This window comes from Citrobacter sp. Cpo061, from assembly GCF_030332845.1.
In the GTDB taxonomy this organism is placed as follows: domain Bacteria; phylum Pseudomonadota; class Gammaproteobacteria; order Enterobacterales; family Enterobacteriaceae; genus Citrobacter; species Citrobacter portucalensis.
The window spans coordinates 34,546-47,678 of record NZ_JAOWHB010000039.1; the positions used below are offsets into that span (position 1 = coordinate 34,546).

Consider the following 13,133-nt stretch of genomic DNA (forward strand, 5'->3'; position numbering starts at 1 on the left):
TTTGTCTAAAGAGGTATTTATAGTTCGAAGAAAAAGACACTGTGGGGCAACATGATTGCCCCACGTCTTGCCATTAATGCTTGATAATATACAAGTCTTTAACGTGGATATTATCCATCGGGTCTTTACCGGAGTATCCGCCAACCCATGGTTTCACCAGGCGGGCGTTAACGTAGTAATAAACCGGTACAATCGCAGAATCTTTATCCAGCTGCTGTTCCGCTTTCGAATACAGTTCGCTGCGCTGCGCTTCATCCGTCACTTTCAGCGTATCCGCAATCAGCTTATCAAATGCCGGGCTCTTATAGTGGACGGTATTATTGGAGCTGTCGGACAGCACCATATTCAGGAAGGAGGTAGGTTCGTTATAGTCCGCACACCAGCCCGCACGTGAAACATCATAGTTGCCCTGATGGCGCGTATCGAGGAACGTTTTCCATTCCTGATTTTCCAGCTTCACATTAGCACCCAGATTTTTCTTCCAGATAGATGCCGCGGCAATAGCCAGCTTCTTATGCAGGTCTGAGGTGTTATACAGCAGATCAAAGGTCAGCGGTTTCTCAGCGGTATATCCGGCCTCAGCCAGCAGTTTCTTCGCTTCTTCATTACGTTTTTCCTGAGACCACTTGAACCACTCTGGCTCAACCAGTTTCGCACCATCGGTGTATGGAGGAGTAAAGCTATATGCTGGCAGGTCACCCTGGTTTTTCACTTTATTGACGATAATGTCACGATCCAACGCCAGCTTTAGGGCGGTACGAACACGAACATCGTTGAACGGTGCTTTCTGGTTGTTGATTTCGTAATAATAGGTGCACAGATACGGGTCAACGTGGACTTCGTTCGGGATCTCTTTTTTCAGTTTCTGGAATAACTCAATCGGCATGTTGTTATAGGTCATGTCAATTTCACCGCTGCGATAGCGGTTAACGTCAGTCACTTCAGAAGAAATAGGCAGGTAAGTTACCTGGTTAATAACCGTTTTGGCGTTGTCCCAATAGTTGGTATTACGCTCAAGCACAATGCGCTCGTTCACAACCCAGTCTTTCAGTTTATACGCACCGTTAGTAACGATGTTAGCGGGCTGGGTCCACTTCTCGCCGAATTTTTCAACAGCCGCTCTGGGAACCGGTGAAACGGAAGAGTGCACTAGCAGTTTGTAGAAATAAGGAACTGGTTCGCTGAGGGTAACTTCAAAAGTATGATCGTCGAGAGCTTTTACGCCCAGATCGGTGACCGGCTTTTTACCGGCGATAATATCATCAATGTTGACAATATGACCGTACTGCAAATAACTGGCATACGGTGATGCAGTATTTGGATTAGCCAAACGTTGCCAGCTATACACGAAATCTTGCGCGGTAACAGGCGTGCCGTCAGACCACTTAGCATCTTTACGCAGATGGAATGTCCAGACTTTAAAATCTTTATTTTCCCATTTTTCAGCCACGCCAGGCGATGGTTTGCCATCGACATCACTGATTAATAAACCTTCAAACAGGTCACGGTTAATGTTGGATTCAGGTACACCTTCGATTTTGTGGGGATCGAGTGATTGCACTTCCGAACCGTTATTACGCACCAGAGTCTGCTTTTCAGCAAGCTGCACACCCGCGGGCACTACTGCCGCCGTGGCAACATTTCCAGCGACTAGCGCAGTTAAGATCCCCGCAGCTACTAAACTTTTTTTAGTGATGTTAGTCATTGTGTTGTACTCCCTCATTATTATGGCTGGTTTTTTAACCAGACTGTTAATCCTGTCAGGATCCCTGTACGGCACCGGAGATTTTCTGCCGTCAGGTGGTTTATTGTTTTACTGCTTGCTATCACCGACTTTATTTATTCTGGCGATTCGTATGACCGCCTTGCGTCGATTCTCTACGTGCCTCCCCTGCCGGAAACACGCTATTACCCTGTTGAGAGAAACTAACTGCAAATGATTCTCATCAACGTGAATTCTTCTGCATAATACTTGGCCGGAAAGTATCAAATGCGTTTCTTAACCGCCAATACATTTTACAAATTTGTTAACCAATTCTCTTTTATTGGAAATAAATCTCACTTAAAAAGTCTTACGAATGAAGATTTATTATGGGAAGTTCACAAAAATCAATGCATTATGTCGACCATGGTGTTAACCATCCTGTCCTAAGTCAACGCCATGTCAAAATGCACATAAATTTAACAATTGGTTATTAATTAGCACATTCATCTGAAATAAAGGCTGAAATAACTAATAACATTTCGATAATCCTTCAGCAAGCCCCAGAGTATGATGTTAATAAAATAACAGCAGTATCGGTCTTCGCCGGGCGTGCTGGGACGTGTTATATCTTTAGAATCAATGGCTAACAGGAGAGTTAATCATCAGCATTTTTTATTATTGCTCTGCTGATTTTCAACTTTAGTGAGAAGTTTTACTGATAATGAAAGGAAACGGAGCCGGACACGACTCCGTTTGCACAGAAGAGAGGTTTCAGGCCAGCAAACCTGGGAAAATGGATTTGATCCCTGTAACGATAAATTCGATACCCAAAGCCATTAACAGCAGCCCCATAATACGCGTAATGACGTTGATACCGGTTTGGCCCAACAGGCGCACTAACCATGGTGCCATGCGGAACAGCCCCCAGCAGCACAGGGCAAACAACGCAATCGCTACAAAAAAGCCAAACAGGTTAATCGCGCTATGATACCGCGTACCCCAGACAATAGTTGAGCTTATCGCCCCCGGCCCCGCCATCAACGGTAATGCCAACGGCACAACGCCGATACTTTCACGGATTGCGGTTTCTGATTTTTCCTGTTTGTTTTGTTTATCTTCCCCTAGTTTTCCGCTAATCATTGACATCGCGATAGTCACAACCAGAATGCCGCCAGCGATCCTGAACGAGTCAATTGAGATGCCGAAGAGTTGCAGAATACCATCACCAAGAAACAGCGAAGTCCACAGGATAATTGCGACCGATAGGTTTGCCGTGAGGTTGGTTTTGTTTCGTGCTGCGGCAGTTTGATAGCTGGTCATACTGATAAAGACGGGGATGATCCCTACCGGGTTGACCAACGCAAATAACCCAATGAAAAATTTAAAATAGACAGGAAAATCAAATAGCGTTTGGATCACGGTTAGCTCCGAAGCGTTAGCCGGATAAAATGAGTCATAAAAATTGATAAAATCCGCGCTGAAGATACGCCTTTTGTCAGCATACTTCACCTTCTATCTGCGTATATCAATGTAAATACGCTACCAATACTCAGTGTTATTAATATGTATTAAATATGCTAATGTTATTAGCATTCATTACGTCAATTTATTAACACTTAACGAGAAACGCTAAAAGGGCTTGCTGAAAGGTGTCAGCTTTGCGAATTTTTGATCCAGATCACGCAATTACTACTCAGAAGTGAGTAATCTTGCTTACGCCACCTGGAGGTAACGCGTTAGAGTTAACAGGCGCTAGCGTATAAGCTCTTTTAGTAAATCAAAGTAAAGTGGACGTTAATTAACCGTTTGATTTTCAAACCATTACACAAATTTTCGTCGGTCTGTCTATACTCTCGTATCGAGCAGATGATTTACTAAAAAAGTTTAACATTATCAGGAGAGCATCATGGCTGTTACTAATGTCGCTGAACTTAACGCACTTGTAGAGCGCGTAAAAAAAGCCCAGCGTGAATATGCCAGTTTCACTCAAGAACAGGTTGACAAAATCTTCCGTGCCGCCGCTCTGGCTGCCGCAGACGCTCGAATTCCTCTCGCGAAAATGGCCGTTGCCGAATCCGGCATGGGTATTGTCGAAGATAAAGTGATTAAAAACCACTTCGCTTCTGAATACATTTACAACGCTTACAAAGATGAAAAAACCTGTGGTGTGCTGTCTGAAGACGACACTTTTGGTACCATTACCATTGCTGAACCGATTGGTATCATCTGCGGTATCGTTCCAACCACTAACCCGACTTCTACTGCAATCTTCAAATCACTGATCAGCCTGAAGACCCGTAACGCCATCATCTTCTCTCCGCATCCGCGCGCAAAAGATGCAACTAACAAAGCAGCTGACATCGTTCTGCAAGCAGCAATCGCTGCTGGCGCACCGAAAGATCTGATCGGCTGGATCGATCAACCTTCCGTTGAACTGTCTAACGCGCTGATGCACCACCCGGACATCAACCTGATCCTTGCGACCGGTGGTCCAGGCATGGTTAAAGCGGCATACAGCTCCGGTAAACCGGCTATCGGCGTAGGCGCAGGTAACACCCCTGTTGTTATCGACGAAACCGCTGATATCAAACGTGCTGTTGCATCTGTTCTGATGTCTAAAACCTTCGATAACGGCGTAATCTGTGCTTCTGAGCAGTCTGTCGTCGTGGTTGACTCTGTATATGATGCAGTACGTGAGCGTTTTGCGACTCACGGCGGCTACATGCTGCAGGGCAAAGAGTTGAAAGCAGTTCAGGACGTTATCCTGAAAAATGGCGCGCTGAACGCAGCTATCGTTGGTCAGCCGGCATATAAGATTGCTGAACTGGCAGGCTTCTCCGTACCAGAAACCACTAAGATTCTGATCGGTGAAGTGAAGGTTGTCGACGAAAGCGAACCGTTTGCTCACGAGAAACTGTCTCCGACGCTGGCAATGTACCGTGCGAAGGACTTCGAAGACGCAGTCATCAAAGCTGAAAAACTGGTTGCGATGGGCGGTATCGGTCATACCTCTTGCCTGTACACTGACCAGGACAACCAGCCAGAGCGTGTTGCTTACTTCGGCCAGATGATGAAAACCGCACGTATCCTGATCAACACCCCGGCTTCTCAGGGTGGTATCGGTGACCTGTACAACTTCAAACTCGCACCTTCCCTGACTCTGGGTTGTGGTTCCTGGGGTGGTAACTCCATCTCTGAAAACGTTGGTCCTAAGCACCTGATCAACAAGAAAACCGTTGCTAAGCGAGCTGAAAACATGTTGTGGCACAAACTTCCGAAATCTATCTACTTCCGTCGTGGCTCTCTGCCAATCGCACTGGATGAAGTGATTACCGATGGTCACAAACGTGCGCTGATCGTGACCGACCGCTTCCTGTTCAACAACGGTTATGCAGACCAGATCACCTCCGTTCTGAAAGCTGCTGGCGTTGAAACCGAAGTGTTCTTTGAAGTTGAAGCTGACCCGACTCTGACCGTTGTTCGCAAAGGTGCTGAGCTGGCTAACTCCTTCAAACCAGACGTAATCATCGCACTGGGTGGTGGTTCCCCGATGGACGCCGCGAAAATCATGTGGGTTATGTACGAGCACCCGGAAACTCACTTCGAAGAACTGGCACTGCGCTTTATGGACATCCGTAAACGTATCTACAAGTTCCCGAAAATGGGCGTAAAAGCGAAGATGGTTGCAGTTACCACCACTTCCGGTACTGGTTCTGAAGTGACTCCGTTTGCGGTCGTTACCGACGATGCAACTGGGCAGAAATACCCGCTGGCAGACTACGCGCTGACTCCGGATATGGCGATTGTTGACGCCAACCTGGTTATGGATATGCCGAAGTCCCTGTGTGCGTTCGGTGGTCTGGATGCCGTCACTCACGCTCTGGAAGCTTACGTTTCAGTACTGGCTTCTGAGTTCTCTGACGGTCAGGCTCTGCAAGCGCTGAAATTGCTGAAAGAAAACCTGCCAGCGTCTTACCATGAAGGTTCTAAGAACCCGGTAGCGCGTGAGCGTGTACACAGTGCAGCAACTATCGCTGGTATCGCGTTTGCTAACGCCTTCCTGGGTGTATGTCACTCAATGGCGCACAAACTGGGTTCTCAGTTCCACATTCCTCACGGTCTGGCGAACGCCCTGCTGATCAGCAACGTTATTCGTTACAACGCGAACGACAACCCGACTAAACAGACTGCATTCAGCCAGTACGACCGTCCGCAGGCACGCCGTCGCTACGCTGAAATCGCAGACCATCTGGGTCTGAGCGCACCGGGTGACCGTACTGCCGCGAAAATCCAGAAACTGCTGGGCTGGTTGGAAGAAATCAAAGCTGAACTGGGTATTCCTAAGTCTATCCGTGAAGCTGGCGTTCAGGAAGCTGACTTCCTGGCACACGTGGACAAACTGTCTGAAGATGCGTTTGACGACCAGTGTACTGGTGCTAACCCACGTTACCCGCTGATTTCTGAACTGAAACAGATCCTGCTGGATACCTACTACGGTCGTGAGTATAGCGAAGGTCAGACTGCCGCTAAGACTGAAGCAGTAGCTGCACCGAAAGCAGAAAAGAAAGCGAAGAAATCCGCTTAATTTGCTCAGATAAGTTTTAGCTTCATCATAAACGGTCCCAATTGGGGCCGTTTTTTTCGTCTTGTGTTATGAAAATCGGGGAATACACAATTTAACCATGTGAATAGAATGGCAGTGTAAGAGATGTATTCAGGAAGATGTGAGACCAGCCGTCAGAAAAGAGTCTGACAGGGTAGAGAACATTGACGAAGGTTCCGGCCTACCCTGTGTTTATAAGCGCTCAGAAGCGTACAGGGTTAATCGTGGCTGTGTCGTTCTTGTATCGCCGTCAGAGAGCCCTCAGACTGCGCTTGTTTGTAGTGTTTACGACATACCGACACATAGCGTTCATTCCCGCCGATAACCACCTGCTCGCCCTCGTTATAAGGTCTTCCAGCCTGATCAAGGCGTAATACCATGCTGGCCTTACGGCCACAAAAACAAATGGTCTTTAATTCAACCAGTTTATCTGACCACGCAAGCAGGTATTCGCTGCCACCAAATAACTCACCACGAAAATCAGTGCGTAAGCCGTAACACAAAACAGGAATATCCAGTTGATCGACAACTTCAGATAATTCATAAACCTGTTGTCGGGTCAGAAACTGAGACTCATCGACCAGTACACAGTGAATTCTTTGCTGCGCATTCTCAGCGCGAATCTCTTCGAACAATGATGAATTTTGGTTAAACAATTTTGCAGGTGACGACAGACCTATACGTGAACTTACTTTTCCAGCACCAAAACGGTCATCAATTTCCGCTGTATATACAACGGCACGCATCCCACGTTCCTGATAATTGTACGAAGATTGCAACAAGGCAGTCGACTTACCTGCGTTCATTGCAGAATAGTAAAAATATAGTTGTGCCATTGACCGAAGGCCCTCACGAGGGGAAATAAATATGGGCTGGATTGTATCATATTTCACGAACATGTCGGTGTAGCGTTGGCCACAAAGGCGTATAAATGAGCGGGCAAGCTCGCACAGTGCCGCCTGAATTTAAGTAACGGATAGTGAGAGAGCATACAACCATCGACCAAACAGCCTGAACTCGGACGCGTATATACACACTCTTTCACAAATAGTGCTCATGAAATTTATCAATGTCACTTATCATCATACGGCAATAAAGAAACCCTTCCCATATTGTTATTGAATCTACCCACTGTCGCCGTGTATTAGCGAATTCACGTAAGCAAAACTAATACAAAAGGTTGAAATCACTGCAAAGAGATACTATTTGTACACCATAAAATGTGACCTGAATCTTGAATTTTTACTCTCAGCCGCTGAGAAGCCCCCTCGTCAATAAGCCTTTTTTATGCCCAACATCATGGGGAATTTAAGACAGGAGAATTAATTCTGATACTAAATAAAGCGCAATTTTGAATTCCTTACATTCCTGGCTATTGCACAACTGAATTTATCGCTCTATTATTAGCTCAACAAACCACCCCAATATAAGTTTGAGATTACTACAATGAGCGAAGCACTTAAAATTCTGAACAACATCCGTACTCTTCGTGCGCAGGCAAGAGAATGCACTCTGGAAACGCTTGAAGAAATGCTGGAAAAATTAGAAGTTGTAGTTAGCGAGCGTCGCGAAGAAGAAAGCGCTGCTGCTGCTGAAGTTGAAGAACGTACTCGTAAACTGCAACAATATCGTGAAATGCTGATCGCTGACGGCATTGATCCGAACGAATTGCTGAATAGCATGGCTGCTGTTAAATCTGGCACCAAAGCTAAACGCGCTGCACGTCCGGCTAAATATAGCTATGTTGACGAAAACGGTGAAACTAAAACCTGGACTGGCCAGGGCCGTACACCGGCAGTGATCAAAAAAGCGATGGAAGAACAAGGTAAACAACTGGACGATTTCCTGATCAAGGAATAATTCAGAAATAGTTTGCTTAAAATCCCGCCACTGGCGGGATTTTTTTTACCGGTACTTCGCTCAACCCTACCCGGATTAGGTATAAAAAAACGGCGCTGTTAATACAGCGCCGTTCTGACCAGATAATACCAGAAGGTTACTTCTTAATACCCATCTCGTCTTCCAGCCAGGCTTTAAATTCGGCGCCGAGAGTATTATGGCGAATACCATATTCAACGAACGCCTGCATATAGCCCAGTTTATTACCACAGTCATGGCTTTTGCCCTTCATGTGATAAGCTTCAACCGTCTCTTTTTCAATCAGCATATCGATAGCATCTGTCAGCTGAATTTCATCACCCGCTCCCGGAGGGGTTTTAGCCAGCAGAGGCCAGATATCGGCACTAAGAACGTAACGACCCACAACGGCCAGATTAGAAGGCGCAACATCAGCTTTTGGTTTTTCAACCACGCCAACCATCGGGACGCTTTCGCCCGGGGATAATTCAACGCCTTTACAATCAACAACGCCATAAGCCGTAACATCTTCTACCGGTTCAACCATAATCTGGCTGCTACCTGTTTCATCAAAACGATGAATCATTTCGGCAAGGTTGTCGCGGGATAAATCAGATTCGTATTCGTCAAGAATTACGTCCGGCAGGATTACAGCTACCGGTTCATCGCCAACCACAGGGTGCGCGCACAATACCGCGTGGCCCAGACCTTTAGCCAGCCCCTGACGCACCTGCATAATAGTCACATGTGGCGGGCAAATAGATTGCACTTCTTCCAGAAGCTGGCGTTTTACACGTTTTTCCAGCATCGCTTCAAGTTCAAAGCTGGTATCAAAGTGGTTTTCAATAGAATTTTTAGACGAGTGAGTTACAAGTACAATTTCAGTGATGCCCGCAGCAATACATTCGTTTACGACGTACTGAATTAATGGCTTATCAACCAACGGTAGCATCTCTTTCGGGATTGCTTTCGTAGCCGGTAACATCCTGGTTCCTAATCCCGCAACCGGGATAACGGCTTTTTTGACTTTTGAATTAAGGGCAGCCATTTAAAACTCTCCTGGACTGTTCATGTATTGAACGTGTTCATCATTCTGTATCGCATCCGAGTATATCAGTACAGCGACAAGCTTCTGGTCTGAAAAGGACGCGCGTCGGTATAATTAAGATAAATACGAATAAAACTGGCGCTGATAGTAGCACTCACAGCATGGGGAGGGTGAACCAATTTCATTTACACGCCTCTCAATTGTTCATTCTGCAGACAACATCAAGCGCAGGCGACCTCCCGCCCCCCAAATTTGGCATTGCCATGACTCACAATGTTGGCTCAGCTGATTAAGATACGTATTACCTAAGGTACCCAGCGGAACGCCATTGCTGATTTGCACTTGGTGGGAACCTGTATTTAATGTCGCATTCAGCCCTGCCGATACCAGAATCAGATTTTTTAATCCGCTGTGGTAATACCCCACCAGCAAGGGAAACTGCCCTGGTAAATTGGCTTGCCGCAACAGATGATTTACCTGTTTCAATAACGTACCTAGCTCTGGCAGTCGCTGATTTTGTTGTGTCAGTTGCTCCTGCAGTAAACCATTAAATAGCGCCCTCAGTAATAATGCAGCCAGCACGCCATTATCCCCTGCCCGCGTCACATCAAGGCAATAGAATGCAAGGTCATGATCAGACAGCGGAGCAATATCCAACACCAGCCCCGGTTGGTCGGCTGCCACCAATTGTCGATAGTTAATGCGACAGTGCGAGATCACTTGCGACACTGGAGGCTGTAATTCTTTTAGCAACTTCGCAGCTGCAGCAGGATCGTCCACCATCGCATCCCAGTCGCGAAACAGCCGTTCTTCTTCTTCCACGCGTGAATTAAACATGTTGGGATAAAGACATGCAAAGACGGTTTCTCGCAAGCGATTAAGATCTTTCACCGGCTTCAACAGGACGTCATCCACACCGAGTCGTAGCGCTTTGGCTATGTCGGACATGTTTTCCGTCGCAGAAATCACCAGTATTGGGGTCTGATCGCCACGATTGCGTAAATACTCAACCAGTTTGAGACCGTTCATTCTTGGCATAGCCAGGTCGCAGATCATCAGGTCGGGTTTAAAATGCCCAAGCAAGTCCAGTGCTTCAAGTCCGTCACCAGCTACCGCCGTTGTCGCTCCCAAAGAGGAAAACCATGAGTCCATGAGTGAGCGAAATACCGGCTCATCCTCAACGATAAGAATCTGTTTTCCGACCAATGGCTGCGTCATATTCTCCCCCCTGACTGGCTTTAATAAATAGTGGCATGCTATTGCCACTCACGCCTGTCAGAATTAGCTTAAGTGTTGATAAAAAATGCGTTAGACGTTGGTTTTCACCAGGGGTAGAAGCTCATCCATTTTCTTCTCGACCGCTAACTGCCCGGCAGCAATTGCCGCACTGGCGCGGTGAAAATCCAGCGTGGATATTTGTGGACAAAACGGCTGAATCAGAATGTCTGGAGGGTCACCGGCCATGCGGTTACGTTTCAGTCGGTTTTCCAGAACCTGAATAGACGTCGTCATAATCTCCATCGCCGTGGGCGCAGTTACTGCACGCCTGGCAGTAATGTTGCTCAAGCGTTCTTTCAGACGGGCATGCCATGAAAGTTCGTCAGCATCATCACCCGATTCGGCATCGCTATTGACGTTGAAGGAGAGTAAATCTTGTTGCATGAGATGCGCATCGTGTTGCAGGTCGACCGCTATAACAATATCGGCCCCCAACGCGCGAGTCAGGGAGACAGGGACAGGATTCACCACCGCACCATCGACCAGCCAGTAACCATTGTGCGCCACAGGTGACATCAAGCCAGGAATACTGCAGGAGGCCCGGACGGCCAGATGTAAATCACCTTCGGTGAACCAAAGTTCCCGACCCGTACTCAGATTGGTAGCCACTGTTGCGAAACGGCGAGTACATTGCTCAATTGCTTCTACCGGCATCACATTACGGTACTGATTGAATACCCGTTCACCGCGCAGTAAACCTCCCCTGCGCCACGAGAGATCCATCAACCGTAAAACATCCCAATAGCTGAAAGAACAGACCCACTTTTCGAGAGCAGGCAGCTTATTGCAGGCGTAGGCAGCGCCAACCAACGAACCGATGGAGCACCCTGCCACAATATCAACATCAATACCCATATGCTTAAGGGCTTTAATAACGCCAATATGCGACCAACCTCGCGCCGCGCCGGAACCTAGCGCCAGCCCAATTTTTATTTTTCTCATTATACGTACAAACTTCCCCTGGCTTGCAGACGTAGCAACATCGCTACCGCTCAGTTAACATAGTGCCACTCTGGCGTTTTTACGCCGTTTTTATATTCCAGGGAGTACTTTGTGTCTCAGCTTTGTCCCTGTGGTAGCGCTGTCGAGTATAGCCTATGTTGCTACCGTTATGTGTCCGGCGCGCAAGTAGCACCTACGCCGTCACACCTCATGCGTTCTCGTTACTGTGCTTTTGTGATGAAAGACGCAGATTACCTTATCAGAACCTGGCATCCGGATTGTCATGCGGCCGAGTTTCGCGACGACATTATCGCAGGATTTACTCATACCGAATGGCTTGGACTGACCGTTTTTGAACAAGAGACGGCAGACACAGAAAATACCGGCTATGTCAGTTTTGTCGCACGGTTTTCTGAACAAGGTAAAACAGGTGCAATTATCGAGCGCTCTCGTTTTTTAAAAGAAAACGGTCAGTGGTACTATATAGACGGTACACGCCCTCAAATTGGACGAAACGATACCTGCCCTTGTGGCTCAGGTAAAAAATTTAAAAAGTGCTGCGGCTAATCAACGCCCGACAGTATCAATTTTGCAAACATTCTCAACAGGATCACCGCTGCAAATGCATTCATTACAACGAAAAGTGCTGCGTACTATTTGCCCGGACCAAAAAGGTCTGATCGCGCGCATTACAAATATCTGTTACAAGCATGAACTGAACATCGTGCAGAACAATGAGTTTGTGGACCACCGTACCGGACGCTTTTTTATGCGCACCGAACTGGAGGGCATTTTTAACGACGTCACGTTGCTTGCCGATCTGGACAGCGCCTTACCTGAAGGCTCGATTCGTGAATTAACCCCAGCAGGCCGCCGCCGCATCGTCATTTTGGTCACCAAGGAAGCGCATTGCCTGGGCGATTTATTAATGAAGGCCAATTATGGCGGGCTGGATGTTGAAATCGCCGCGGTGATCGGCAATCACGAGACCTTGCGTCCTTTGGTTGAACGGTTTGATATTCCGTTTGAGCTGGTGAGCCATGAAGGTTTAACACGTGACGAACATGATGAGAAAATGGCTGATGCTATCGACGCCCACCAGCCGGATTATGTCGTGCTGGCTAAATACATGCGCGTTCTGACCCCGACATTTGTTTCACGCTTTCCGAATAAAATTATCAATATTCACCATTCATTCCTGCCAGCATTCATTGGTGCTCGTCCGTACCATCAGGCTTATGAGCGTGGTGTGAAGATCATCGGCGCGACGGCCCACTACGTGAATGATAACCTCGATGAAGGCCCAATCATTATGCAGGACGTGATCCATGTTGATCACACCTACACTGCTGAAGATATGATGCGCGCGGGTCGCGACGTTGAAAAAAATGTATTAAGCCGTGCGCTATATCAGGTTCTGGCTCAACGCGTCTTTGTTTACGGTAACCGAACGATTATTCTGTAATCGATTGATAAGTTAATTGGTTACCTTTACATCTTTACGTGTAAAAATCAGGCAACCAGTTCTTTTTTATCAACGGAATGCTTTACAGGGGCGCATCATTTGATATGATGCGCCCCGCTTCCAACGGAAGCAGGCCAGTAATTAGCATTACCCCGTGGTGGGGTTCCCGAGCGGCCAAAGGGAGCAGACTGTAAATCTGCCGTCATCGACTTCGAAGGTTCGAATCCTTCCCCCA

At 47.2% G+C, this 13,133-nt stretch carries 10 protein-coding genes; 4 read left to right on the forward strand and 6 right to left on the reverse strand.

Translation table 11 applies throughout. The features are described 5' to 3' along the window. Positions 1-73: 73 nt before the first annotated feature. Together oppA and ychE are read right to left on the reverse strand one after the other, a co-directional pair. Positions 74-1,705, reverse strand: a complete 1,632-nt coding sequence (gene oppA, locus OGX97_RS10825; RefSeq protein WP_048216252.1) for an oligopeptide ABC transporter substrate-binding protein OppA — start codon at positions 1,703-1,705, stop codon at positions 74-76. Between the two features lie 771 nt (positions 1,706-2,476). Further along, complete coding sequence (gene ychE / locus OGX97_RS10830; RefSeq protein WP_003020714.1) at positions 2,477-3,124, reverse strand: NAAT family transporter YchE; 648 nt, start codon at positions 3,122-3,124, stop codon at positions 2,477-2,479. 487 nt (positions 3,125-3,611) lie between these two features. Here ychE and adhE point away from each other — a divergent pair, with 487 nt between their 5' ends. After that, entirely contained in the window at positions 3,612-6,290 is a 2,679-nt protein-coding gene (adhE, locus tag OGX97_RS10835; RefSeq protein WP_008784953.1) for a bifunctional acetaldehyde-CoA/alcohol dehydrogenase, read from the forward strand. Positions 6,291-6,526: 236 nt separating this feature from the next. Here the strand turns inward: adhE and tdk are convergent, their stop codons facing one another. After that, positions 6,527-7,144 carry a thymidine kinase gene (gene tdk, locus OGX97_RS10840; protein WP_008784954.1) on the reverse strand — a complete coding sequence of 206 codons (618 nt, stop codon included), beginning with the start codon at positions 7,142-7,144 and terminating at the stop codon, positions 6,527-6,529. A 610-nt stretch (positions 7,145-7,754) separates the two neighbouring features. Between tdk and hns the strand changes: the two genes are divergently transcribed. Further along, complete coding sequence (gene hns, locus OGX97_RS10845; protein WP_003020723.1) at positions 7,755-8,168, forward strand: histone-like nucleoid-structuring protein H-NS; 414 nt, start codon at positions 7,755-7,757, stop codon at positions 8,166-8,168. A 136-nt stretch (positions 8,169-8,304) separates the two neighbouring features. On the opposite strand, the gene galU is transcribed toward hns, so the two are convergent. The 3 genes from galU to rssA form a co-directional block, all read right to left on the reverse strand. Further along, positions 8,305-9,213, reverse strand: a complete 909-nt coding sequence (galU, locus tag OGX97_RS10850; RefSeq protein WP_003020727.1) for a UTP--glucose-1-phosphate uridylyltransferase GalU — start codon at positions 9,211-9,213, stop codon at positions 8,305-8,307. Positions 9,214-9,417: 204 nt separating this feature from the next. Beyond that, positions 9,418-10,431 (reverse strand): two-component system response regulator RssB, encoded by a 1,014-nt coding sequence (gene rssB / locus OGX97_RS10855; protein WP_032943688.1) that lies wholly within the window; start codon positions 10,429-10,431, stop codon positions 9,418-9,420. Positions 10,432-10,521: 90 nt separating this feature from the next. Next, positions 10,522-11,433, reverse strand: coding sequence for a patatin-like phospholipase RssA (rssA, locus tag OGX97_RS10860; RefSeq protein WP_008784956.1), 912 nt, complete (start codon positions 11,431-11,433; stop codon positions 10,522-10,524). A gap of 111 nt (positions 11,434-11,544) precedes the next feature. On the opposite strand from rssA, the gene OGX97_RS10865 reads away from it, so the two are divergent. Together OGX97_RS10865 and purU are read left to right on the forward strand one after the other, a co-directional pair. Continuing rightward, positions 11,545-12,000, forward strand: a complete 456-nt coding sequence (locus OGX97_RS10865; RefSeq protein ID WP_235127400.1) for a YchJ family protein — start codon at positions 11,545-11,547, stop codon at positions 11,998-12,000. A 55-nt stretch (positions 12,001-12,055) separates the two neighbouring features. Beyond that, positions 12,056-12,898 carry a formyltetrahydrofolate deformylase gene (purU, locus tag OGX97_RS10870; RefSeq protein WP_048224038.1) on the forward strand — a complete coding sequence of 281 codons (843 nt, stop codon included), beginning with the start codon at positions 12,056-12,058 and terminating at the stop codon, positions 12,896-12,898. Positions 12,899-13,133: the final 235 nt, after the last annotated feature.